The following is a 25,814-nucleotide window of genomic DNA, read 5'->3' as shown; positions in this document are numbered from 1 at the left end:
CTCGTGGCCCTGAGTAATTAAGCAGGAATTCTCATGTTTCAGCAATTATATAACACGGTTGCTATAGGGATGATATTTATCTCAACAGCGGCAATTAGTGGTGTTGAAATAGGCGGTACTCGTCTTATTTATAATGGTAATGCCAGTCAGGCTGCAATCAGTGTTAAAAATCCGGACAATAAACCGTATTTAATTCAGTCATGGGTGAGTAAAAGTGAAAATGGTGATGAGAGTGGTAGCGAATTCACTACTACACCACCTTTGTTTAAATTAAATCCAAATGCGCAGAACTCTGTTCGCGTCATGTTGGCTGAAAATAACTTACCAACCGACAGAGAAAGCGTTTACTGGCTGAATATCAAAGCGATTCCCTCATCCTCACCGGATGCGAAAAATGAATTGTTGATCGCGGTAAAAAGCAAAATGAAGCTGTTTTATCGTCCCACCGGGTTAAAAGGCGATCCGTCATTGGCATACCAGCAGTTAATTTTTTCACGTGAGGGTGGGAAATTAACTGTAAATAATCCAACGCCTTATAGCGTGTCGCTCAATGAAATAAAGGTGAACGGCAAGACGATCACTAAGCCTCCAATGGTATTACCATTTCAAACCGTCACGCTACCGCTATCGGGGATAAACGGCGGTGACGTATCGTGGCGTGCGATTAATGATTTTGGAGGCGTCACGACTGAACAAAAAGTTAAAATGTAGGTTAAATGCTTATGCTCCAGCTCAATACGGTTTCAGGTTTTGCAACGTTAACGAAATTATCAGTCATGGTCTATCTGTTTACACAAGCATCAACCGTGTTGGCTGAGGATTATTTTTCACCCGATCTCATTGAAACCCGAGGGAATATTCCACGTGATATTGATATCTCCCGTTTCAGCAAAACTGACGGACAGGTTCCCGGTATTTATCACATTGATGTCTATCTGAACGGAAATTATATCGAATCTCGTGATATCAGCTTTCTGGGTAAAGAGAGTGAATTGGCACCATCCTTAACCTACGCCGATTTCGTGAAATGGGGTGTGAAGCGTAACGCACAGCCTGACTGGATGAGTATGGAGGATTCCGCGACCATCGATAATATTGGTGCGTTACTCCCCGGGAGCCAACTCAATTTTCAGTTTGATGGGATGCGTCTGGATATTTCGGTGCCGCAAGAATATATGCAGCGCGATCCACGCGGCTCCGTTGCACCGGAACAGTGGGACGATGGACTGAATATGCTGTTCCTGAATTATAACTTCTCTGCTGCCAACAGCCATGGCAAGGGAGATTCGCGTAATGACAGCTATCTAAACCTGCGTAGTGGGATTAACGTCGGTCCCTGGCGGTTGCGTAATTACTCGACATATAACAATAACGAAGGGGACGGGCGCTGGAATACCCTCAGCACGTCACTGGAGCGTGATATTAAAGTGCTGAAAAGCCAGTTCAGTATGGGGGATGGTTATACGCAGTCTGGTGTATTCGACAGTGTTCACTTCCGTGGCGCGCAAATTTATTCGGATGACACCATGTTGCCGGAAAGCGTTCGGGGGTTTGCGCCTGTAGTCCGTGGCATTGCGCAAAGTAACGCACAAGTCACCATTCGTCAGGGCGGGAATATTATCTGGCAGTCTTATGTTCCGCCAGGCCCGTTTGTGATTGATGATCTCTATCCTACTGCTGCCAGCGGTGATCTTACCGTGGTTGTGCGTGAGGCAGATGGTTCGGTGCATCAGTTTATTCAGCCATTTTCGGCTGTGCCGATCATGCAGCGTGAGGGCCAGTTTAAATATGCTCTGGCAGTGGGAAAATATCGTGCATCAAACAGTACAGATAAAGAACCGGATTTTCTTCAGACCACAATGAGCTACGGGTTGCCGTGGGACACCACAATATATGGCGGCACGCTGGCGTCGAGAGATTACCAGGCCGGGGCTATTGGTATCGGCAAAGGATTGGGCGATTTCGGTTCGTTCTCTTTTGACACCACCTTTGCTCATACGCAGATGCCAGGCAAAACGGAAGGCGGTATCTCGCTTCGCGCGCAGTATGCCAAAGATTTTTCATCAACGGGCACCTCGCTGAGTCTGATGGGATATCGGTATTCCTCTTCCGGCTTTCATGATTTTCAGGAAGCGAATGGTGATGTCAATAAATACCGGATGGCGAGCGATAACGTTCTGGAAGGCAATGACTGGCGTTATCAGCGTAACAAACGCAGTAAGGCACAGGTGACATTGAACCAGCAGCTTGGCGATTTCGGGAATATCAACCTTTCGGCCTGGCACCAGGACTATTGGGGCGGTGATACCGAGCGTAACGTCAGTCTGGGTTACAACACCAGTATTAACAATATTAATTATGGCCTGAACTATAGCTATTCCCGTGGTCCCTGGAACAACGACAACGATCATATCGTCTCTTTTACGATGCAGATTCCGTTCTCACGTTTCTTGCCAAACAGTTGGATGACGCTATCGGCAAACGCGAATAAAAAAGGCGACGCCACTTCACAGGTTGGGCTGTCCGGTACCGCGCTGGAAGACAACAATCTGAACTGGAACGTACAGCAGGGATACAACAGTAAGGGTGCAGATGTGACGGGCAGTGCGTCGGCGAATTATAAGGGCCGGCATGGTGAATATCAGCTTGGTTATAACTACTCTCGCGATAATCGTCAGGTCTCGGTTGGCGCAATGGGGGGACTGGTGGTTCATCCGTATGGCGTCTCCGCGACTCAACCTCTTGGCGAGACAATGGCGTTGGTGAAGGCCGAGAATGCCGCTGATGTGAAAGTGGCAAATAACAGCGGCATTTACACAGACAGTAAAGGTTTTGCCGTTGTGCCGTACGTTGCGCCATATCGACAGAACAGTCTGACGCTAAATACCGACAGGTTGAACAACAATACGGATGTGTTGAATGACACGCAGACCGTCGTACCAACAAAAGGCGCGCTGACCCTGGCCGATTTCCCGACCGTTACCGGCTACCGAATCCTGCTGCAATTGACGGGCAAAACGATTCCGTTTGGGGCGACGGCCACAATTAACCATCGCGACAATACACCAGAAGGGATTGTTGACGATCGTCAGCGAGTCTGGTTTAGCGGCGCACCGGAAAAAGGCTCCGTGGTGGTGAACTGGGCTGGGGAAAGTTGTCTGGCAAATTATCAGATTGCGCAGGCTTCTGACAAAACGCATAACGTCACCGCAGAGTGCAGGTAAGTGGAGAGTAAGATGAATCGAATTATAGTGAGTTTATTGTGGGTGGCTCTGGGACTGTTTTCACGGACTGCGCTGGCGTGGGATTGTTCGACGGTCACGCCATCAACAACCTTATCGCCGCAGAATATCACTATCTCCAGGGATTTGCCGGTGGGGGCCGTTATTGGTACGCAGATAATGACGCCGACAGTGAATGCGTTCAGTTGTTTTGATTCAGCGGACGGGGTTATTTCCAATCAAACATTTGGCGTAAAGGCGATAGGTACCTTCGATTCGATGGTCAATGGGGTACGGGTCTATAAAACCAACGTTGACGGTATTGGCTATGCGATTTCCGGCTCGACGGCAAAGTGTGCCGGAGGGAATGCCGCCGTAACGGGGGCGAATACGATTCGGGGCGATATTAACACCGCCAGGCTTTGTCAAAATACCACGGGAATGATAAGTCCCGGATTGAATGGTTCGGTCACGGTGACATTTTATAAAACGGCGACGGAGACCGGTTCTGGTACGATATCGGCAAGAATGGTGGGGTCGTTGATATTGCTGAATAACTCGCTGCTCTGGCAATCCCCAGAAGCCGCAGTCAATATCAATGCGTTCACGGTGACCACGCCAGCCTGCAAACTGACCACGGCATCCATCCCTGTCGATATGAAAGAGGTTGATAAAAACGCCTTTAATGGCAAAGGAACGACGCCGGGAGAGACATATACCCAGTCATTCAATTTGCCGATGACCTGCAATGCCGGAACCGCCGTCAGCGTCAGGATGGAAGGCGATATTAATGACGCAACGAAAGGCGTCATCAATACGACCAGCGGGAGTAACGCCGCCACAGGGGTCGGGATCCAACTGCTTTATAACAACCAGCCAATGAGGTTAGGCTCCGATGTGGCGGCTGGGACATCGAGCACAGGGGGCGGTTTCACGGTCCCGCTTAAGGCGCGTTACTACCAGACGGGCGATCACATCACCACAGGGACGGCGAATGGCGTACTGTCTTTTACGATGACATACCAGTAGTTGCCGAATAACTAACATATGGATGAACAGCAGAACAGATTAACCTCAACCTGTTCTGCTGTTCATCACGACATATTTAATGCGGCTACGTTGGTGATGTCGTGGGGGATAGAGTAAGCCGCCAACGGCAGGTCTGTTCTGTCTTCGCCATTACAAAATCATCTGTGCCAGTAAAAAGCCAAATGGTACCGAGAAGATAATCGATAAACATCCCGGCAGGAAGAAGGGGTGATTAACGATCTTTGAGCCATTCCAGCGCGAACTGAGAAATGAACCCGTATCATCAGTGGCTATCGCAAACGCGGTTGTCGGGTAAATATTCGTGATATAAAGTGCGCTGACCGCGACAAAACTGGCTAATATTGCCTCCGGGCTAATTCCGATGGAAGCGGCGATAGGCATCAGCAATGCGCTGGTTGCCCCCTGGCTAAACAGCATGGCGCTGGTACAGAAAAATACCGCCGCCAGTAAGAACGGCCAGGCGCGTAATATGTCGCTGGCTTCCATTTTGATCTCATCGATATGGGCACCAATCAGCGTGCTGCTCAGCCAGACAATCCCTAATACCACCACCAGTGATTCCGCGCCGGATTTAAATATCGGTGAGTTCTTCAGCTCTTTCATGTCCAGCTTGCAGGTGAAAATAATGATCGTGGACACGACAAACATCGTAATAATGATTAAGTCGCGGGAATTAATGGTATGCCCAATCAGGGATTTAAACAACAACATACAGACCACGAAGACCACTCCCACCAGAAATATGGCAACCGAGGATTTTGCTCCGGCGGGAATAGGGCGGCTGGCATATTTATTCAGCACAATTTTATTTTCCTGCATGATTTTTTGACACACAGGATCGTCGGCCAGTTTGGCACCTTGTCTGCTGGCAATGAACGCCGCGATCAGCATGGCAAATAACGCGGTGGGCAGGATAATCAGCATTGCATCGCCGAAGCTCACGCCCATCACCTCAACGGTGCCGTACATAATCGCCGTGGCGGCAGAGATCGGGGAGGCGGTAATCCCGAGTTGCGAAGCCACAACCGCAGAGCTTAACGGCTGGCTGGGTCGGATACCGTTGTCTTTCGCCACTTCCTGAATCACGTTCATCACCGACATGGCGGTATAACCAGTACCGGACAGTACCGTCAGAATAAACGTTACGGTGGGGGCAAGAATATTAAGATAGCCGGGATTATGGCGCAGTAATTTTTCGGTCAGGGTGACGAGATAATCCATTCCGCCGGCCTGTTGCATGGCTGAGAGCGCCACAATGGTAGATAGAATAATCAGCATCACGTCGACAGGTGGAGAACCTGCCGGAACGCCAAAAATAAATACCGAAATCGCTAATCCGATCCCGCCGGCAAACCCGACGCCAATTCCGCCCCAGCGGGCGGCAAGCATGATGGTTCCCAGTAATAAAACGACATGTAATATCACCATATAATTAACCTGCTCTTTGTTATATTTTATTTATCGGCAACGAGAGGGCGAGGTAATGAATAGGGAATATTCATTACCTGCAGTTAACGCTTATTTCTCGATAACAGATGATTACGACATATTCATTTCTGTTTGATAACGTTTAATCGCTGCCGTACTCTTTTGCGGATCGGTCATATTCATCGGATCAAGCAGATAATCCGCCTGTTCCGGTGTCAGCAGTTTTTCTGCCAGCACGACCTGCTTTACGCTGCACTGCTGTTGATACGCGGTTTTTGCAATTCGCGATCCTACCTGATAGCCAAACAGGGTTGCCACGACGGTGGCCAGCGCCGTACTTTCCTCTGCGTAGCGAGCACTCACTTCTTCATTTATCGCGATATCTTTCAGACATTTATCGATGAACAGCGGTATCCCCCGACTCAGTAACGAGCAGGATTCGAAGAGCGCCTTTAGCAACACCGGTTCCCACACGTTCAGGTCAAGCTCGCCGCCCTCAACCGCCATGGTTACCGTGACGTCATTACCGATAACCTGATACGCAATTTGATTCATCAGTTCGGGCATGACCGGGTTAATTTTGCCCGGCATGATGGACGAACCCGGTTGCACGGCAGGGACAATAATTTCATTAAAACCGGCGCGCGGCCCTGAACCCTGAATACGAAAATCGGTCGCCATTTTAGAGAGAAAGGCGGCGATTTTCTTGAGCTGTGCGGAGAATTCAATATAGAAGTCACCGTGTTGCAGACCATCGAAAAAATCCGCTTCCGGGCGATATTGCTCGCCAGTGAGGGTCTCCAGCCATTGATACACCGCCGGAAGATATCCCTCATGGGTGGACAACCCCGTACCAATCGCCGTCGCTCCCAGGGGTAAATACAGCGCCTCCTCGTTGACCTCGGCCAGTTTTTCCCTAAGCCGGTTGACCTGTGTGCGATAGGCGCCAAACTGTTGGCCAAACGTCATTGGCACCGCATCCTGTAAGCAGGTGCGGCCTAATTTCACTTTGTCGGCAAACTCACGGCTTTTATCCGCCAGTACGGCTTCCAGTTTTTCCAGTTGCACCAGCAAATGCTTGATATTCATGCGACTGGTCATTTTCATCGCCGCAGGAATGACGTCGTTGGTCGACTGTCCCATATTAACGTGCGTATTTGGGTGAATCGCATCATATCCCCGTACGCCGGTGAGCAGTTCATTCGCGCGGTTAGCCACCACTTCATTCATGTTCATATTGGTCGAGGTGCCGCCGCCGCCCTGAAAAATATCAATCGGGAAATGGGCGTCAAAATCGCCGTTCATCACCTCCTGCGACGCCGTCACGATGACGGCGGCTTTCTGCTGATCCAACGCGCCAATTTGCGCGTTGGCCTGAGCGGCCGCCTGTTTTATCGCGGCGATTGACCACAGGAAATGCGGAATGTCCCCGGCCGTTTTCCCCGAAACTGAAAAATTCAGTACCGCCCGTTGCGTTTGAATACCGTAGTAGGCTTCCTCCGGCACCATTAACGTTCCTAATAGATCCTTTTCTTCACGCATCGTTATGTCTCTTCCTGTATTAAGGTGTATCGCTACCTTAATTGGCTGGCAGTACAGATAATTTGAAGTGGCTCAAAGAAAAAAAAGCATTGAAAAGATAAATACTCATTATTAAAAAATGTAATAGTAGAGGCAGTAATGAAGGATATTAACTTCGATTTTAAGCAGTTACAGGCGTTTTTAGCAGTCATTGAGACGGGGTCATTTACCGCTGCGGCAAAGAAACTCAACCTGACTCAATCCTCGATTTCTCAGCAGATCGCGAATCTGGAAAATGGCTTAAAGACTGAAGTGATTAACCGTTCACAGCGACCCATTCAGATGACGATAGCCGGGCAGGCGCTGTACCCGCTGGGAAAAAAGATTATCGATAGCGGTGTTTATCTGCAGGAACATATCAACGCGATCAGTCACGGGCATATTTCACATTTGAAAATCGGCTTTGTGGATTCGATCGGTAAATCTATCGGCCTGGATATCCTGACCTTCCTGCAACCGCAGGTGAAACATATTTTTCAGGTTACCGGTACAGCATCGGGGCTGCTTTCCGCGCTGAATACGGGCAGCATTAACCTGGCCATCACGATGCTGCATACCGAGATGCCGCCTAATGTCAGAATGTACCCGCTGATTGAAGAGGAGTTTCTGTGCGTTTGTCCCAAAGCCTGGCCGGAAACGCGGCTGGAAGAGTTGTGTAAAAACAGGGACTACATCGCCTATACCCGCAATACGCCGACCGGCATCCAGACGCTCAACTGGCTGAAATGGAATAACCTGTCTCCGTCTATCCAGTTTGAAATGGATAATGCTGATGACATTCTGAAATTAATTTCCTGCGGCTACGGATGGACGCTGACCACGCCGCTGTTTATTACCACACTTCCCGCCTTTACTGACTCGCTGAAGATCATCCGGATCAACAATCGCAAAGAACGCCGCAAAATTGTCCTGCTCTGTAAGGATGATGAACTGTCTGAGTTCTATAAAAACCTGGCGATTGAGGTCCAGTCAATACTGGAAACGAAACTGGAACAGGGGTTCTACAATAAGCTCAATGCGGATGTGCCGTCATGATCCCTAACCAGGCATGATTCGGTCTTCAGCGAAGTATTGCCCGGTACTTACCGCTAAAGTAGCGGAAATGCTAACCCAGGAGATTGTTATGATAGCGGTGATTTTTGAAGCGGATGCAGTACCGACTCAGCAGGAGCGATATTTACAGCTTGCCGCTGAACTCAGGAACGAACTTGTTAATATTGAGGGCTTCATTTCGATTGAGCGTTTCAAAAGCCTGAGTACGGAAGGGAAGATTTTATCGCTTTCCTGGTGGGAGAGTGAAGACGCCGTCGCGGTGTGGAAGAGCAACATGAAACACCGGGCAGCGCAAAGGGAAGGCCGGGAGTCGATATTCTCTTTTTACCGCATCCGCGTTGCGCACGTTCTGCGAGATTATTCATCGGAAGGATAAAATTCGACCATCTTACGGAAGCGTAACTTCCGCTGATCTCACGCAATCTTTGCAAACAGGACTATTTTATTACAAGAGAGAAATAAGGATGGAGGTAGAGGGACAGAAAGAGAAAATGGCGCGTGATGTAAAAGGATGTGATCGAGCGAGGAACAGCATTGAGCTTAATAGTTAACTCAACCTTAAATATTACCCCTTGAAAATACAAGGGGCAATATAATAAGGTAAAATATTTGATATTTGTCGTGTTTTAATAGTTTTTTATTGATTAAGTGCTTATTGCATTCTGTACCCGGGAGTCTAAATGTTAGATAATCTCGGGTGGATTTATCCCTGGTGTTACGTTGGTCTTTGACCGCCTGACTAGTATGTGCCGCGAGCGCTATTAGTCAGGTATTTTTTAAGTATAAGGAAGACCCGACCTGAAAAAAAGCTGTCCTAAAAGACAGGGGATAATAATTTCGGAATGTTATTATCAGGAATGAATAAATGAACTCTTTTGTTGAGTTTTTTTTGCTTGATCGCGATGAGTTGCCGTCAGGTTTTGCCACTGAACTCTACCGCCTGAGAAACCGAACATTTCGTGAGCGGCTCAACTGGAAAGTAGAATGTACTGATGGCCTGGAAAAGGATCAATTTGATAACGAAAACACGACTTACCTGTTAGGGATGCATGAGGGAGAAATCCTGTGCGGCGCCCGATTTATCGATGCCACGCAACCGACGATGATCAGCGAAATATTCCATGAGTACTTCGATAATATTACGCTCCCTACGGATATTCCCTGCTGTGAAGTGAGCCGCCTGTTTTTAGATAAAGAGAGACGTGATTGCGGAAACCTTCGTGGGATGCCCGCCAGTAAGGCACTGTTTCTGGCAATGATCGTCTATTGCATGAAGAAACAGTATCGGGGCATGTTCGCCGTTGCCAGTCGCGGTATGTATGCCATTTTCCGTCATGCGAACTGGAAAATTGACGTGATTCAGAAAGGACTTTCTGAGAAAGGTGAAACTATCTACTATATTTTTATGCCGGCGAGTGAAAGCGCAATTGAGAGCATCATCAGCAAAGATAAGGCCAGCCACTGGCTCCGCGAGATACTTCAACAACTTCGCCGTCTGTAATCCCGCACGGAGTTCAGTTATCCAGTAATCTGAGCTCCATTCCAAGTTTTACCGCATGCCTGGCGTTGTTTACGCCCAGCTTTTTCATTGCATTGCTCATATGAAATTTCACGGTTCGCTCTGCAATTGACAATATAACCGAGACTTCGGCATAGGTTTTACCCGCACTAACCCACTTCAAAATTTGTCGTTCGCGCGGTGACAAAAAAACGTTCTTTTTCTGATGCACTTTACTGTAGAGATTAAGGGTCTTTTGATGTAACTGAATGAGAAAATGCATGAAGTGCGCGCGGCAGGCTTCCATCTCAATCCCCGAATCCTTCTGGCTGATGATGGATAATACGACAAGATTATTCAGATAGTCATGCAGGGGAAACGTCTGACCCTGATAAATATTGTGTTCAGAACTTTCACTGAAAATGCGCGTCAGGTTATAACCGTTCGCCAGCAGCACCTTGTTCTCCCAGAAAAAATCTTCAACACTGCTTAAAGCCCTAATAATAACAGGGTCAATAAACTGGTATTTTCTTTCAAGATAGATGTTAAACCACTCAGGATTATTATTGATAATCTGCATTTGCGAGGGATCTTTCTTGTTCATAATCGCATATGCGTAGATCGTATTTTTGTAGTCCTTAATGAACGCATTCAGTTCATTCTGGATTAACGCATTGATCCCTTCATCGTTGTAATACATATCCTTCACGCCAGTTGCTGCCTTTGAGATGAGTGTTTGAAAGAGTATAGCCTGCCTCGTTACCTGACAAAATGGACTTACCCCACAACAGTCGATATTTCCTGCCCTTATGTCAAATTGTGTATAAAAACACCAGGGCTTAGGTTCACGGAATGACCGTCAAGTTGGCCCTAAGGTTCGTTGAGCCGAGCGGCACAATCGGATGCCAGACATCACGAACAGAGGAGCGTAAAAACAGAGTGTGGGCCAATGTCAGGCCATTGCGCCACCCGTACTGTCGGTGGCGGAAATTGAACCAGGGTCACAAATATGAATATTGTCCAGCGGCGCGTTTAATCAATGCCGGTTACGGCTGCGGAATAAAAACTGAATAATTACAAAATATTATTTACCCACGCGATGCGCAGGCGCGGGGGATTATAGGTTTTTACTATAGGTTCAGGATGCAAACAATTGTCGTCCCGAGTCTCTCTTTTTTAACAATAAGGAGGCCATACAAAATACAAGGACAATAAAATGGAACGTCTGACGGTCTCTGACAAACTCTGCTACGCGATGGGGGGCGGATTTGCCTCCAACCTCAGTTTTTACGCGATGCTGGTTTTCTTTATTACCTATGCTTCTGATGTCTATGGTGTGAATCCGGCCACGGTGGGCGCCATCACGCTTGCCGCACGGGGGATTGATGCGTTTATCGATCCGGTGATGGGCGCGATGGGTGACAGAACCCGGACGCGACTGGGTAAATACCGCTTCTGGATAATCACATCAGCACCGGTACTGGGTTTTACAACCTGGATGGTTTTTGCCTCTCCGGATTTCTCCGCGACGGGCAGGGTGGTTTATATCGCCTGCGTTTATATGCTCTACTCCCTTGTCTCTACCGTGTCGAATATCCCGTACCACTCATTAACGGCCTACATTACAGACAAGGTCAATGAACGCAGTAATATTGTGTTATTCAAGCAATTTACCGGGATTATCGCCCAGTTTATCGTCAGCGCGGGCGGCATTTATATTTTATCTGCATTCAGCCAGTCCCGGGATGCGACGGGCAATGTGGTGGTTGATTTTCATAGCTATCACTACCTCGGCATTTTATTTGGGGTCGTGACCACGCTGGGATTCTGGATTTGCGCTTACGGCGCCCGTAGACAGGATAACTGGCAACGTATTGTGCACGATGAAAAGGGATTACAGACCGACCCGGCGGGTGAACAGCAGAATATTGTGGTGGCCGTTTTCAAACAGCTGTCGCTGGCTTTTCGTAGTCGTTCACTGGGATGCCTGGCGTTGGCCTCTTCGGCGAACACGCTGTCCTTAGCGATTACCGCCGGGGTGACCGTTCAGTTTTATACGTGGGTTCTCCACAATACAAAGCTGGTTGCGACGGGAGCATTACTGAATATGCTGTTTGGCGCATCAATATATCTGCTGGTTAAGTGGTTAGTATCTCGCTATGGAAATAAAACGGCATTTGTGATCATCTGTTTTATTGCCATGGTTCCCTCGCTGATACTCTGGCTCACCTTCTCGCCTGAAAATGTCACCTTTACTTTGATACTTCTCGCCTGCGTGATGGCGTTTTGTCAGGGCGGGTCGCTGATTACCTGGATGATGGTCACTGATTGCGCGGATGAATTACGCTGGAAAACGAAAAAGAATGCCGCCGGAATTGCCTCCTCCACATTAACGTTCTCCAACAAATTTGGTTCTGCGCTGGGTGCCTTTGTGCTGGGCGGCGTCCTTGATCTTATTGGATATCTACCCGGCGCGCAGGCGCAAACGGCGGGAACATTACATGGATTGCTTATTTTGATGGTCCTGACGCCGGTTTGCGGGCAACTCCTGTCACTGTTTTCGATGATTTTTTATACCCTGAACAAAAAAAATCATCAGGCGATCTGCATGAAACTGCTCGGGGATGGAGAGTAATATGAAAGTTGTTATGCTGATGTTTGATACCCTGCGTCGTAATAAGCTCCCGGCTTATCAGGCCGACGCATTTCCTCTGCCTAATTTTAAACGACTGGAGGGGAAAACCGTTCGTTTTGATAATTTCTATGTTGGCTCAATGCCCTGCATGCCAGCCCGACGCGATTTGCATACCGGACGGCTGAATTTCCTGCATCGCAGTTGGGGGCCGCTGGAACCCTTTGATGACTCTATTTTTGAAATCATTAAAAAGCACGGCGTCTATTGCCATTTAATTACCGACCATCAGCACTACTGGGAAGATGGCGGGGCGACCTACCATAATCGCTACAGCAGTTATGAGTTTATGCGCGGGCAGGAGGGGGATCTCTGGAAAGCGAAGATTGGCTTCGACGGCGCCCGTGAACTGGATTCATGGAAAAACGCCGAACCGCTGCGCCGTAATATGATCGAGCACGATCAGATTAACCGCAGTTATATGCGTGAAGAGAAAGATTTCCCGCAGGCGCGCTGTTATCAGGCCGGGCTGGCTTTCCTGGCGGAAAACTATCAGCAGGATAACTGGTTATTGCAAATAGAGAGTTTTGATCCGCATGAGCCCTTTTATGTGCCGGATCGTTTCAAGCGCATGGTCGATCCTGAACTGGTCAATAACCCTGACGACTGGCCGGAATACAGTTCGACAGAGAGGATCAATAATCCGCAGAAAGTGGTGAACGGTGAAAAGCATTATCAGGCGCTGATGTTGATGTGCGATGAATATCTTGGCCAGGTGCTGGACTTTTTCGACGCACATCATCTGTGGCAGGACACAATGCTTATTGTGAATACCGACCACGGCTTTATGTTTGGTGAAAAAGAGTGGTCGGGGAAAAGCGTTATGCCGGTGTATAACGAGATTGCGCATGTCCCCTTCTTTATTTGGGATCCCAGAAGTCGACGGGCTGGCGAGTCGCGAACCCAACTGGCGCAGATGCACGATCTGGCGGTGACGTTGCTGGAGGCGTTTGGCATTGAGAAAACGCACAACATGACAGGCAAGGCATTGTCTCCGGTCATAGCGCGACAAATGCCGATTAAATCAGAGGCTATTTTTGGCTATTTCGGCGCGCATGTGTCGATCACCGATGGTCGCTATGTCTATATGAGAGGGAGCCAGTCGCCGGAAAATAGCCCGCTATACGAGTACACGCTGATGCCGATGCGCATGCGCAGGATGTTTAATCTCGCTGAATTGCAGGAAGCCACTCTGCATCCTGGTTTTGTCTTCACCCGTGAGACACCGGTGCTGAAAATCCCGGGTTCCGCCGGTTTTTACAGTTCTTATGCGCACGGCAATTTGCTGTTCGATTTAGCTCACGATGCGAAGCAGGAGCATCCGCTCTGCGATCCTGAACGTGAAGCGCTGTTTATCCGCAAACTGTCGCAGGCAATGCGTGAGGCGCAGGCTCCGGAAGATGAATGGCGGCGTCTGGGGATCCCCGTCGACGACGCGCATATTGACGCGGAGTTCGTGCGACAGGAACATGAAATGCGCAAACGGGTGATGCAGCAGTATTTAGGCTCTCTTGCCTGCCTTGATATGCATCCGGATACCCGGGCATTGCTCCTTGAGATAGCGGCCTGCCCCGGAGGGGATAAATTCCTTCAGGATCTGGCAACGATCTCCGGGCAGCGCAGCATCACCAAGCAGGCGGTGAAAGCGCTGTATGACAGCGGTGATTATGAGTCGGCACTTTACGGACTGTTCAATAAACCCTACTGAGTCTGCATGCCTCACTCATCCGGGAGCCCGATTTTGCCGGAGCTCCCGTCTATCTTCATCGCTACGCATCAGGCAGGCATCATCAATCCCGGAAACCGTGGTGAGGCGAATGTATTTACACAAATTAATTTTTCAGTTCAAAGTGCTGGTAGATAAAAAGACCTTTACCTCGGCGGCGGAAAGTCTGTTTATCTCTCAACCGACCCTAACCCAAAATATGCAACGACTCGAGTCGGAGTTGGGGATCCCTTTGTTGTTCCGTGAGGGGAAAAAGATTTCCTTAACGGTTTATGGCGAAAGCCTGTATCAGCATGCCTGCCTGCTGGATCGCAATTACCAGCAGGCTTTACTCAGTATTGATGCGATAAAGCATAGCCACAGACAGCAACTGGTGATCGAGTGCGGGCACGCGTGGAGTCATGGCGTCTTATTTCATCTGATGAAGGACTATGTGAGGCTGTATCCGCAAATCCGGATGGTGATCAAAAACAGTAATACTGCACTGGGGCAACAGCATTTACTGAAAGGCGAATGCGATCTTGCGTTAGGGGCGATACCCGCTGCGGAAAACAGAATTGCGGCAATAAATTACCTTCCCATCTTCACGACCCGGTTTGTCCTGTATTGCGCGAGCGATCATCCGCTTGCGTATGTGCCGCAGATTACCGAAGCGCAGCTTAATCACTGTGAGTGGGTCATTCTTAAGCATGAATCGGAAAACGAAGAGTTTAACGATCCTTTGCTTTGTCCTATTTCGCCAGAAAAGGTCAGATTTGAAGTCTGTTCGGTATCGAATGCTATTGCGCTGGCGAAACAGACGCAATGCATTCTGGCGCTTTCCATACATCTGGAAGCCGAAGCGCGTCACCGTGGTCTGCGTCGCCTCAATCTGGCGAAGAACATTCCCTCTTTTGATACCGGCATCATGTACATAGACGATGTGCTGAAGTATGACCATAAGAAAAAATTTATTGAGACCATCATTTCGTCAAAAAGCATGTTTGATCAGAATGATATGTAGCGGTCCACAAACCGTTCAAGCATATTCCCGCCTACCGGCGGGGAGATGAGATATCCCTGAAAGCGATCGATACCTAATGCTTTCAATATCGTAAATTTCTCTTCACTGTCGACCCCTTCGGCAACGCAGCGACTACCGGTCAGCATACAGTAATAGTTCAGGCTTTTTATCAGCGCCAGCGCGTGTGGATCGCGTTGCATCTCATTGATAATACACATATCCAGCTTATATTCGTTAAACTGGATCTGCCTGACCGGAAACATCACGCTACCTTGTGAGAAACAGTCATCGAGCATAATCCGAAAGCCGAGCCGTTTTAATTTGTCGATGTTCGCGGCGGTTTTTCCCCTTTGACTGAACTCGATGGTCTCAGCAAATTCCAGCACCAGTCTGTCCGTTTGCTGTGGCGACACCAGTTGCTGTTTCGCCGCTTCCAGCATTCGTGGAAGGCATTCATGGCTGGCGAGGGCGGCAGGGACATTAAGTGAGAAATAAAACTCCCCGGGATGCTGGTTGATTTTCTGTATCGCTTCCTGCAAAACAAATGCGGTCAGCACCTGCCAGGCGTATTCAGCACGTATTTGTGGCAAAAATGCGCCGGGTTGCAGGACCGTACCCTCGCGCCGCCAGCGTGAGAGTATTTCCATCCCTTGTAAACGGTGGTGGCTATCCACAATCGGTTGAAACACCGGAAAGAGTTGCCGGCAACGGATGGCATGGACGAATTCACGTTCGAAGGCGGATAACGCATCGCTACCGCTTCTGTTCAGCCGCGTTTCTGGGTTGCCGGGAAAGTGTGTCGCCAGTTGCGGGAAATGTTCCGCCATCTTTTTAAGTCCTGAAGTTCTCTGATTATAAAGGGTTTTTTGGCTTATGCCTCGCTGTTGCGCCCGTTCAGGGATGTTGTATCCGTGCAGCAAATCCACAATGGCGTTGAGCTCTGGTTTGCTGAGGCCGATTGTCGGCTTGCCATAAATCAACGTCTGGTTATCTGCGCATTGGCCCAAAGGAGGGACATCCTGCAACCCGTGCCCGCGCAATAGCGCGGCAATGCAGCGTGTCGGTAAATCCGAGGCGACGGCCCGGATTTCCGTCAGTAGACGGCGACGCGTCACAAGATGCTCCAGCGTGTGCCACAACCAACGGTCAGGACAGCGGCTGAGGATAAGCATCGGCAGGGGGACAGCGGCCTGTTCCAGCAGAAGCGCCGCCTGCTGCAACGTGGTGAGCAGCCAAAGGGGATCGTCAGGAAGAAACACCACGATCCGGCGTGCTGACGCCAGTGCAGGAAGCGTTGAGATATCCAGCGACGGTGAGTTAAACAGCACCAGACGCTGGCGGTCTGGCGTCATCATCCTCGCGAGACCTTCGGCGGCACAGGGGCAGGGGGACAAAATGTAGTCCATCCCCGGCTTTCCCACATCACTGATAAACAAACGTCACCCCAATGATTGACTGAACATTGCCAGCCGTCACTTGTCCGCTGGTTCGCGCGTAGTTAGCCGTTAAGCCGAGGCTCACGGCAGAGGTGCCGACTGTGCCTAATGACACGGTGCTGTTGGCGGGGACGATGGTACCGTTGCGCGTGAGCTGAACACCGATGCCCTTCGCGGGCGAAGACGACGCGGTATTGGTAAAGATCGAATTGGCGGAATCTGCGGTGGTGCCGGAGAGGTAATACGTCAGATTTTGGCTCTGCGCGCAGTAGACCGTCAGCGGAACGGGGGCGGAGCCCGGATAGTCCGGCAGCGTAACCGTGACGTTGCGGGAGGAGACATCGCAGCCGCCAGTCGGAATGACCACACTATTGTTCGCATAAATGCTCCAGACGAACTGAAAGTCATCGCTGTTTTTGTTGTTGGTCTGGCGGAGAATGAGTTTAGCAATAAGCGTTCCTGCACTGATTGCGACGCCGCCCGCAGAGCTGATTGGCGTCAGATACAGGACGGTCGGCCACGGCTTATCGACTCTCGAGTCATAGATCATCCGTGCGGTTTCGCTGGTGGTCGGAAACGGGTAGCTGGAGCCGTTGTATCTTACGGAGCCGGAAAAACTCGATAACACGCCGCCGTAAGCGGACCCCTGCTGAAGGGTGACATAGTCAGTGATGGTTTCGGGATAATCGTTATGACAAAAAATCTGCGTTGAGAGGTCGACCACCAGGTTTTGCCCGACGTTAACCGCAGGCGAGAGATCAACGTAGACGTTCGCGCTACCACCGCCAATGGGAATGGTCGCGCCGCTGGCGGTTTTGCACGCAAAGGACCAGGCATTGATTGACCAGCCCATCAGCAACAGTGTCGTCAACAGGGTTACGACTCTTTTCATCAACATACTCTCCTGGTCATGCATAGGTATAGGTCACGTTAATCACCGCCTGGATCGTGCCCTGGGTTGCGCCGCCGTTGACCGATAACGCTCTGACCTGCAAAGGAAAACGGGCGGATTGCGAGGCGTCATCCACCACCACTGATTTTGTCGCGCCGGTGTTCAGTCTGTTACCGCTGTCATCCTGGAGTTCAAGCTGGATATTTCCGGCAGTCCCCTGGTTTTTGTAGTAGCCCGTGCTGTCGGCGGTACCGCTGAAGCTGGCGGTGACGCGCGAGGTGCCCACCGGACAATTGCTTAGCTCAAGCGCCACGCTGTGCCACGCGGAGGAGGAACCGGCATTGACCAGACTGAAGGTGTAGAGATCGCCCAGTTCGACGGTGGCAGTGGTGGTCGACACCGTGCACGGTTTGGCGACCACTTTCCCGTTCACGGTAATGGTCACGTCAGCCGCCTGCACAACAGCAGAAGCGGCAAGGATGACTGTCAGTAGCCACCGGGGTTGAAACCATTTCATCAAAGCCTCCGCTTACTGAAATTCAAGAGTGAACGTCGCTGTTGCATTGACGTGTCCCGGCGTGACGGGGAGCTGCGTTGCCATCAGGCGGGCATAAAAGTTAAGCGTATTGGTCTGACCGGGCGTCAGGGTCGTCCACGGAAGGGTGGCGGACCCGGCATTCAGCGGCAGTGTCGTTTGCTGGCCGTTGAGGATCTCGATTCCCATCCCTGCCGCCGCCGATGTTCCGCTGTCGAGTTTCAATAAGCGGGTGTTATCGTTGTCGGCAATACCGATAAAACCGACTTTTACCGCCGTGACCGACGTGCCGCAGGGAGAAAGCACAATACGAAACGGGACGACAGGCGTGGTGGCGCCGATATGGCTGAACTGTTTAGCGGCGTTATCCAGCAAATCGACGGTAAAATCTTTCGATTCGCCCGCCACGGCGCAGGCGTTATCCCTGACATATCCGCTGATCGTGATTGTGCTGTCGGCGGCGAACGCACTGGCGCTGACCAGCGAGAAGATGGCACCCAGCAGATAAAGACGTTTGTTCATCATCTTGTCCTTAGCGGCATTGCGCCGTGAGCTGGCTGAGCAACTGTTGTTGGTTTTCTGCGGATAAGCGGTACTCCGCCACACAGCTGGCGTTTGCGCCGTCACCCCATTTCACCCGAACCTTGCCTGCCAGCGGCATACCGCTCAGATAAACCTGACCGTTATCGGCGACGATGCTGCTGCTTTGGCTGCTGTCGGCGGTTACCATTGCGCCGAATGGCACCGGCTTGCCGTTATGGATGAGCGTCATTAGCAGTTTCATCCCGACGTGGGCGTTAAATTCCGCCCGGACGATCGCGCCGTGCGTGGGGACGACGTTGACCACTGCCTCATCCAGATCAACGTTATCGGCGAGCGTATTGGTATCCAGCGCCACCCGGTTTTCCCGGTACTCGGTGGCGTAAGGCAGCACCGCATAGCCACGCCAGTCAGTGCGTACTCCGGTCTGGTTTTCCACTTTCGCGCCCTCAGCGCCGGGAGCCTTAATCAGCACAACCGTGTCATTGAGTGGTTGACTCAGCGTGACGCCATTAGCATGTGCCAGCACGCCGCCGCTCATCCCGTAATAGAACTGTTTGAGTCCGTCGCTACGGCTGTAACCGACGTTGGCATTGCCAGAATCGCCGCGATAGTTCAGCGTGGCATAGCCAGTGCTGCTGCTGTTACCTTCACCACCGCCCGCATAGCCGGTTTGCACGCTGTAGCTGAGGTTATTGTCTTCCAGCACGGTGCCATACAGCCCCGCCAGGTTGGTCATTCGACCGTTGAGGTCATTCGACATGCTGTAGCTGGCGCTGGCGTGTCGCCAGACGGACTGACTGTCCGAGCGCAGCCAGTGGCTGAAAGGAATATTGACGTTAATAGCCAGCATCTGGTCGCGACCATCCTGCCAGGCGTTTTTGGTCAGGCTGTAGCTCAGCGTCCAGTTGATATCGCCGATGGCGGTATTCAGACCGGCCTGCAATTGTTCATCAGCGCTGTCGGTGCCCCAGTAAGTCTGGTGACTTCCGCTCAGATAGAGCGTGGCGGTGCGGCCTAACTGCTGGGTCAGGCTCACCTGCACTTTGCCGCGCTTGTTATAGGCGAGGTTGTAGTAGTCCGTGAATTTCGGCTGAACCTGAATCACGCCATCCTGCGTTTCGACGTCATGGCCGCTCATCCGACGGTAAGTGGTATCGGCAAAGCTAAAATATCCGCGTGTGGAGTAGCGATAGCCCACCAGTTGGATATTCGTGCCAACGTCGCTGAGTGATTTGTTATAGAGGAAACGCACCGATTGTCCCTGATGTTTGCTGTCATCGGGCAGAGTGGCATTGGCCTGAGTGATGTCCACCGACAGCGCCCCCAGCACCCCCATGTTTTTCCCCACCCCCAGATTGAAGGCGCGGTAGCGGTCTGCCAGTTGTGTACCGCCGTACAAGGTCCAGCCAGCCGGGAGGCCGTGGAGTATGGTGCTCTGAAAAAAGGTCGGTTCTTCCTGCTGATCGTTACCGCTACGATACTCTCCGGCGGTGACGGCATAGCGGGTATGGCCTTCACGTTGCAATACCGGGACTGAGGAGTAAGGAACGGTGAAGTTCTGGCTGCTCCCGTCGGCTTCCTTGATGGTAACCTGCAGATCGCCGCCGTTACCCGCGGCATACAGGTCGCTAATGCTGAAGGGGCCAGGCGGTACCGTACTGTGATAGATCTCATAGCCATTCTGTTTGATGGAGACCTGTGCCGTCCCGCGCGCAATCCCATGGATCACCGGGGCAAAGCCTTTCTGGCTGTCCGGCAGCATATTGTCATCAGATGCGAGCTGCGCGCCGCGGAAGTTAATACCGTCAAAGACATCGCCGTTGGTATAGCTGTCGCCGAGTGTCAGGCGTGAGCGCAACGGCGTGATGTCTCTTTCCAGCCAGGTATTAACGTGCTGCCATTTGTTTTCATTGCTCGAGGCACTCCCGCCGCTGCTGTAGCTCCAGGTGGTATTGTCGCGCAGACGCCACGCGCCCAGATTAAGGCCACTTTGCAGGTTTAAGTAGGCGTAGTTGCTGCTGCCGCCGACGTCGTTCTGGACATTGTTGCCGGTGAAGTTGTAATTCAGTAGCCCGGCGGTAATCCCATGATCCCAGCGTTCCGGCGGGATATAACCGCGAGCCTGATTTCCCATAAAGGCCTGAGGAATCGTCAAATACAACCGCTGCTGACCCACATCTAAACGGGTGGTGGCGTCAGGGATCATTTCCGTTAACGGGACACAGGCATCCGCTGCCAACACGTTCATTCCACTGACGGCAGCGGTGTTCAGCCCCATTGTGGCGAGCTGTTCACGCGTCAGGCACGGGGTTAGTTCGCGGTGGTTGTCGCTGGCATGAAAAGTGACGTCGCGGGTGGTCATAAACCCCTCGTTCAGATAAATATCGACGCGATACGTGCCGGGGGGGAGCTCATGTCCCTTTTCAAAACCGGAAAGATCCGCGACGGCAGCCGGATCGTCCGCCAGAAAGCGCGGGTTAAAATAGAGTTCTGCCTGCGCGGAAAATGTGTGTGAGGCAAGCAAAAAGGCAAAGGGGATCTGCGCCATTGCGCCTGACAAAAGTGGTGCATAACGCCGCCTGTGGACGAGTCCAGGTTTCAGATATGACATAGTCCCTCCGGTTCAAAATCGCCCGGCTGTCAGTTCTTTTTTTATTCAGGGATCACGCGGATTCCCTGTTCGTTATCGCAGTGCGCCTTTCATGCGCGGCGTGAGTGCGCCATAGTCATTAATGGTTTTATAAGTAATCTCGCTGCCCGCATCGGCTGGCAACTTCACGCGGGCTTCGCCCAGGGGAGGCACAAGGGCATTTTCCAGTACCCGGGTGCCGGCATTGAGTTCGGTCACCGTCAGGTAGTACGGCGTTGGGTTGATCAATGTGAGCGTGCCTGCGCTGCGGCGGAAAGTGAGTTTTTCTGCGGCCTGATCTGGCGGCAGCGCGAGACCGGCTGGACGGTAATACAGCTTGATACGGCTGATAATGGCCAGTTGCAGGGTGTTATCGCTGAGCCTGGATTTGTCCATCGACGGAATGGCTTTGACGTTCATCCAGAACAGACTCTCGCGGTCCTGTGGTAACTGATTGTTGGTTGCATCAAGGATGCGTAAGGTGTTCTCCTTTTTTCCCTGCATGGCAAACAGCGGTGGTGTGACCACAAAACGTCCGTCTTTGACGCCCTCGGCATTTTCTACCCAGGACTGGATCAGATACGTGCTGCTGTCATCATTATTGGTGACCGCCAGTTGCACCTGTTTTTGACCCGCCGGATAAATCACCCGTGTTGCCCCCAGCGCAACGCCAGCTTCAGCCGGTGTGAATAATCCCATGACGGCTATCATCAGCATCCCGCCCAGCAGGTTGCGCATCATGGTGCGTGTTTTTTTCATGTTTATCCTTGCTGTATTCACCGTCGTTTCCTGTATTTGCTATCTCTGCGGGGTTGTTACTGGTAGGTCAAAGAGAACCAGGCTTGTGCATTCGCGACCCCACCGGTGACCTGACGTCCGGTAGAACGGTATTTCGCAACGAAATGCAGTGTGGTTGGCCCGGAGTAAAGCCGTGCCCAGCTCGTCGGTGGGCCGTTAAGTGGGAGTTGGCTACCCTCTTTATCAAATAACGCTATCCCGATACCGCTGGCGATCCCCGGACCTTCTCCTACGGAGAGAACGTCAGGGTTTTTACCATCCGCGACGCCATGAAATGCCACGCCGACGCGTTGACTTACGGCGGTACTGCACTCCTGAAGCTGAATATCGAAAGAAACCGGATTGATATCCTCCCCTGGCGCATGAAATCGATTGCTGCTGATCTGCCCCATTTGCACGGTCATCTGGCGATCGCCAGCTTCAACGCGGCAAGATTCGGCAATAATGACCCCCTGGAAACGCATGTTTCCGCCAGGTAACGTCACGTTCCACTTGTTGCCGGCCAGCGCGCAGGCGGGAAGTAAAAGCATCAGCAGACCTGATTTCATCCTTTGCATCGTTATCACCTCAGTCCCATTACGGATAACAGGCCTTCCTGGCCCCTGGTGCATCCTTGCGTGATGAATTACTCGTATTGAACTTTGAAGGTGGCGTCTGCGTTAGCGGTACCGGCAGTTGCGGCGCCCGTGGCGTAGTAACGTGCCTGGAACGGGATGATATTCGTGCCATCGTTCAGGGTTGTTGCTGCGCTAAAGGTTGCGCCGTCCAGCGCCAGTGGGGTGCCTTTGTTGTCGAGGATCTGGACGCCAACGTTAGTGGCGCTACCGGCAGCAGAGCCCTGCAGTGCCAGTACGGTGTTGTTGGTGGTATCAACGGCCGTGCCAGAAAACGCGACAGAGGCTTTGGTTGACACGCTGGTATCACAATCATCAAGCTGAATGTTGAAACCGACCGCAGAACTGGTGCTGCCCGCAGTAGCCAGTTTTGCCGAACGAACCTGACCAAGCTGAACGGTTTGTTCGACTGAACCGGCGTCGACGGCGCAGGCTGCGTTAACGACTTCTCCTTTAAAATGCACTGTACCGCCGTTTACCGTGGTGGTATCGGCCAGAGCCGCCGCGGAGGTCAGGGACAGGGCTGACATAGCAACGATAGCCAGTGTTTTAATTTTCATGCTGTTTTCCTTTAAACAATGTCGATATCACGAACCGAAATGGCCAGTCGTTGTGCCTTCCAGGCATTCCATATTTCAGCCGAATGGGGCGACTGCCGGTTCTGCACAGTTTTTACCCAATGAATGAGTCAATTGGGGCCATTTTGACTCGTTGGTATAAACGGCTTTAAATGGCATATTATTTCTTTATTATTGGTTTTTTGTTTCTTATGGTTGCAATTTTTTGATATAAAAAACTGAAAAATAGTTTTATGTAGATGACTGAAATGGTGCAGGAGTCAGGTGGAGAAATGGTGAAAGCGCGTAAACGGCGGTGGTAAATGTGAAAAAATGTTGGAGGTAATACTATTCTAATCAATGAGATAAAGAGTGTTTATCGATAATTCCTAACTTGTTAGTTGCAAAGCTTTACTAATTCTTTTTATGATATAAACAGTTTGGCCCCAATTGACCTGTTCAGGTAAAGACTTTCCTTTTTATATCAATCCGTTAGCTTATTTCTTTTTCTCCTGCGAAATGACCTCTAACAGGCTGCTTCTCTCCCATAATCCGGCGAAACGTGCGGCGTTGCTGGCGGTATAACGGACGGTATGACGAATATTTCGATGGCCAAGATAATCCTGAATCAGTCGCGTATCGGCTCCCCGTTCGGCAAGTTCATAACCGCAGGCGTGACGGAGCATATGGGGGTGAGTATGGGTAACGGTGCCAGCATCAACCCCCGCAGCCCGAATAATGCGATATGCCTGCTGGCGAGAAAGCGGTGTCCCCCGGCGGGAGATAAACACGGCGTCAGTGCGGCCTGCGCCTCTCCAGCCTGCGCGTTCCTGACTCCAGCGTTCAACGGCCTCACGCTCATCAAAACGCAGTGGATGAATGGTGGAAAATCCGTTTTTCAGTCGACGGACATTGATTCGTCCCTCGTTGAGATCGAGGTCGCGATAATGCAAATCGAGGAGTTCACTGATGCGCATGCCGTGACGGAACGCCAGCAAAATAAGACAATAATCTCGCTCTCCGGTTGCGCCATGTCGGGCAGCCTGCATCATGGCTTGTACTTCTTTGCCAGTAAGATAACGACGTCGATTCACAATGCATTACTCCTGAAATATGTTTCTGTTAATGAACACCTGTAGAAAACATCATGCGATTAAAAAATAATCCACGATGTTAAAGGCATATTATATTTGAGGGATTAATCACCGTTGGTGATTACATCACTTTTACATACGTAGCTATTATTACCACGTGATAAGTCTTATTTTTATTGATTTTATCAGGTGCGACAATAGCGGCTGTTGTAGACAAAGTCAGGTGTATAAATTTAAACGAAAAATAGTTACAGAGGTGAGAAGGTGGCGAAGGTTTGTTTGACGAAAAGGTCATGTTGAAAAAAGTATCCTGATTCATTACATGGATATAATAAAACTGTTTAATTCTGCTGCAAATAAGGATGGAAGTGAACAATAAGCATAATAAATATATGGTTAAATATTATTAATGCTTTGTTTATCGTGGTTTTAACACCATCCATGGTGTTGTATCTGTCACAGTGAAATAGCATTATGCTGTTTGAGTTTAGCGTCATCCCAGATACCGTAAAATCGACCAGCGTTACTGGCGGTGTACCAGACGGTATGGCGAATGTTACGGTGTCCCAGGTAATCCTGGATGAGACGGGTGTCGATCCCCATATTGGCTAATGCAAAACCGCATGAGTGACGAAGCATATGCGGATGAATTTCAAGCGGGAGCCCAGCGTGATCGCCCGAGGCTGAAATGATTTGATAAAACTGTTGGCGAGAAAGAGGGTTTCCTTTTCTTGATAAAAATAGCCACTCACTGTTGGCATGAGGATAGTCAGTTCGTATAGTCAGCCAGTTTTTTAACGCCTGAATTTCTTCTCTTAATAATGGATGTGTTGTCGAAAAACCTTTTTTCAGGCGGTGAATGTAAATACATCGAGATTTAATATCAATATCTGATATTTGCAGGCGACAGATTTCACTGGCACGAAATCCATGAATAAAACACAATAAGGTCAGACAGTAATTGCGGGCAGCGTGTGGTCCCGTGTTTGCTGCTTTGAGAAGTGACTCTATTTCATTTTGAGTCAGGAAATTCCTCTTCTTATTATCGGCGTTATTTTTCATTAGGTTCCCTTTTGATTGCAGGTGCGCAAGCGTTCTGCTGATTTCCATTAATCCAATGGTCTTATCCGGTTTTAACTCATGATTTATTTGTACTGCACGGTAGGCGCTAATCGTATGCAACGTTGCTTCGCTACAGAAGGACGTAAGCGGATAATGAAAATGGCTGTATGTTGTTTCGTCATAACGTCGTGACATTATCGACTGGGTGCCTCCTCTGGTCTTGTGTTTTTGCTTATCTTACTGAATCAATAAACGTTATTGCTGTTCTACGATCGAGCCCATTCCGGAATACCCCGAATGATGAGCAAAAGGCTTTGCTAAGGACGAAAAACGACATGGCAACCTCGCTAGCATTCACTGTAGAACTACAACAATGAGTAAACAATACTGCAAAAAACACGG

The 25,814-nt window shown here is 50.4% G+C and carries 22 protein-coding genes; 9 read left to right on the top strand and 13 right to left on the bottom strand.

All coding sequences use genetic code 11. The features are described from left to right. Positions 1-33 precede the first annotated feature (33 nt). From HVZ37_RS18345 to HVZ37_RS18335, 3 genes are read left to right on the top strand one after another with little or no spacing between them, the layout of a single operon-like run. Positions 34-711 carry a molecular chaperone gene (locus tag HVZ37_RS18345; RefSeq protein WP_042999414.1) on the top strand — a complete coding sequence of 226 codons (678 nt, stop codon included), beginning with the start codon at positions 34-36 and terminating at the stop codon, positions 709-711. A 5-nt stretch (positions 712-716) separates the two neighbouring features. Next, a complete protein-coding gene (locus tag HVZ37_RS18340) occupies positions 717-3,224 on the top strand; it encodes a fimbria/pilus outer membrane usher protein (RefSeq protein ID WP_249418372.1) in 2,508 nt (835 codons plus the stop codon). 12 nt (positions 3,225-3,236) lie between these two features. Continuing rightward, positions 3,237-4,250 (top strand): fimbrial protein, encoded by a 1,014-nt coding sequence (locus HVZ37_RS18335; RefSeq protein WP_181627852.1) that lies wholly within the window; start codon positions 3,237-3,239, stop codon positions 4,248-4,250. A gap of 150 nt (positions 4,251-4,400) precedes the next feature. On the opposite strand, the gene HVZ37_RS18330 is transcribed toward HVZ37_RS18335, so the two are convergent. After that, entirely contained in the window at positions 4,401-5,699 is a 1,299-nt protein-coding gene (locus HVZ37_RS18330) for an anaerobic C4-dicarboxylate transporter (protein WP_044328019.1), read from the bottom strand. Positions 5,700-5,810: 111 nt separating this feature from the next. After that, complete coding sequence (locus HVZ37_RS18325) at positions 5,811-7,241, bottom strand: aspartate ammonia-lyase (RefSeq protein ID WP_044264338.1); 1,431 nt, start codon at positions 7,239-7,241, stop codon at positions 5,811-5,813. 138 nt (positions 7,242-7,379) lie between these two features. Here HVZ37_RS18325 and HVZ37_RS18320 point away from each other — a divergent pair, with 138 nt between their 5' ends. From HVZ37_RS18320 to HVZ37_RS18310, 3 genes are all read left to right on the top strand, one after another. Then, a complete protein-coding gene (locus HVZ37_RS18320; RefSeq protein WP_181627851.1) occupies positions 7,380-8,315 on the top strand; it encodes a LysR family transcriptional regulator in 936 nt (311 codons plus the stop codon). Positions 8,316-8,403: 88 nt separating this feature from the next. Then, positions 8,404-8,709 carry an antibiotic biosynthesis monooxygenase gene (locus HVZ37_RS18315; protein ID WP_042999419.1) on the top strand — a complete coding sequence of 102 codons (306 nt, stop codon included), beginning with the start codon at positions 8,404-8,406 and terminating at the stop codon, positions 8,707-8,709. A 489-nt stretch (positions 8,710-9,198) separates the two neighbouring features. Next, positions 9,199-9,834: an acyl-homoserine-lactone synthase gene (locus HVZ37_RS18310; RefSeq protein WP_042999420.1), complete on the top strand. Its 636-nt coding sequence runs from the start codon at positions 9,199-9,201 to the stop codon at positions 9,832-9,834. 13 nt (positions 9,835-9,847) lie between these two features. Here the strand turns inward: HVZ37_RS18310 and HVZ37_RS18305 are convergent, their stop codons facing one another. Further along, positions 9,848-10,531 (bottom strand): LuxR family transcriptional regulator, encoded by a 684-nt coding sequence (locus HVZ37_RS18305; protein WP_192926969.1) that lies wholly within the window; start codon positions 10,529-10,531, stop codon positions 9,848-9,850. 516 nt (positions 10,532-11,047) lie between these two features. Here HVZ37_RS18305 and HVZ37_RS18300 point away from each other — a divergent pair. The 3 genes from HVZ37_RS18300 (at position 11,048) to HVZ37_RS18290 (ending at position 15,252) form a co-directional block, all read left to right on the top strand. After that, entirely contained in the window at positions 11,048-12,466 is a 1,419-nt protein-coding gene (locus HVZ37_RS18300; protein ID WP_044264334.1) for a glycoside-pentoside-hexuronide (GPH):cation symporter, read from the top strand. A gap of 1 nt (position 12,467) precedes the next feature. Then, positions 12,468-14,231: a sulfatase gene (locus tag HVZ37_RS18295; RefSeq protein ID WP_104446041.1), complete on the top strand. Its 1,764-nt coding sequence runs from the start codon at positions 12,468-12,470 to the stop codon at positions 14,229-14,231. A gap of 109 nt (positions 14,232-14,340) precedes the next feature. Beyond that, on the top strand, positions 14,341-15,252 hold the full coding sequence (locus HVZ37_RS18290) for a LysR family transcriptional regulator (protein ID WP_044327020.1): 912 nt from the start codon (positions 14,341-14,343) through the stop codon (positions 15,250-15,252). On the opposite strand, the gene HVZ37_RS18285 is transcribed toward HVZ37_RS18290, so the two are convergent. From HVZ37_RS18285 to HVZ37_RS18240, 10 genes are all read right to left on the bottom strand, one after another. Beyond that, positions 15,237-16,658, bottom strand: coding sequence for an EAL domain-containing protein (locus HVZ37_RS18285; protein WP_181627850.1), 1,422 nt, complete (start codon positions 16,656-16,658; stop codon positions 15,237-15,239). The two genes, HVZ37_RS18290 and HVZ37_RS18285, sit on opposite strands and share 16 nt — an antisense overlap. A 16-nt stretch (positions 16,659-16,674) precedes the next feature. Beyond that, entirely contained in the window at positions 16,675-17,580 is a 906-nt protein-coding gene (locus tag HVZ37_RS18280) for a fimbrial protein (RefSeq protein WP_042999427.1), read from the bottom strand. 16 nt (positions 17,581-17,596) lie between these two features. Beyond that, complete coding sequence (locus HVZ37_RS18275) at positions 17,597-18,097, bottom strand: fimbrial protein (RefSeq protein ID WP_044254116.1); 501 nt, start codon at positions 18,095-18,097, stop codon at positions 17,597-17,599. 12 nt (positions 18,098-18,109) lie between these two features. Then, the gene (locus HVZ37_RS18270; protein ID WP_042999429.1) at positions 18,110-18,637 is read right to left on the bottom strand and encodes a fimbrial protein; all 528 of its coding nucleotides are present in this window, start codon (positions 18,635-18,637) and stop codon (positions 18,110-18,112) included. Between the two features lie 10 nt (positions 18,638-18,647). Further along, positions 18,648-21,206 (bottom strand): fimbrial biogenesis usher protein, encoded by a 2,559-nt coding sequence (locus HVZ37_RS18265; RefSeq protein WP_249418388.1) that lies wholly within the window; start codon positions 21,204-21,206, stop codon positions 18,648-18,650. 135 nt (positions 21,207-21,341) lie between these two features. Beyond that, positions 21,342-22,067: a fimbria/pilus periplasmic chaperone gene (locus HVZ37_RS18260; RefSeq protein WP_051642306.1), complete on the bottom strand. Its 726-nt coding sequence runs from the start codon at positions 22,065-22,067 to the stop codon at positions 21,342-21,344. 35 nt (positions 22,068-22,102) lie between these two features. Further along, the gene (locus HVZ37_RS18255) at positions 22,103-22,642 is read right to left on the bottom strand and encodes a fimbrial protein (RefSeq protein ID WP_181627848.1); all 540 of its coding nucleotides are present in this window, start codon (positions 22,640-22,642) and stop codon (positions 22,103-22,105) included. Positions 22,643-22,710: 68 nt separating this feature from the next. Further along, positions 22,711-23,259: a type 1 fimbrial major subunit FimA gene (gene fimA / locus HVZ37_RS18250; RefSeq protein WP_042999433.1), complete on the bottom strand. Its 549-nt coding sequence runs from the start codon at positions 23,257-23,259 to the stop codon at positions 22,711-22,713. 494 nt (positions 23,260-23,753) lie between these two features. Next, entirely contained in the window at positions 23,754-24,350 is a 597-nt protein-coding gene (locus HVZ37_RS18245; RefSeq protein WP_042999434.1) for a tyrosine-type DNA invertase, read from the bottom strand. A gap of 456 nt (positions 24,351-24,806) precedes the next feature. Beyond that, positions 24,807-25,412: a tyrosine-type DNA invertase gene (locus HVZ37_RS18240; protein ID WP_042999435.1), complete on the bottom strand. Its 606-nt coding sequence runs from the start codon at positions 25,410-25,412 to the stop codon at positions 24,807-24,809. Between the last annotated feature and the right edge of the window lie 402 nt (positions 25,413-25,814).

The organism is Citrobacter sp. RHB35-C17 (assembly GCF_013816795.1).
Classification (GTDB): Bacteria; Pseudomonadota; Gammaproteobacteria; order Enterobacterales; family Enterobacteriaceae; genus Citrobacter_A; species Citrobacter_A amalonaticus.
Note: the sequence above shows the minus strand (reverse complement) of the source record. Positions and strands in the feature narration are given on the sequence as shown.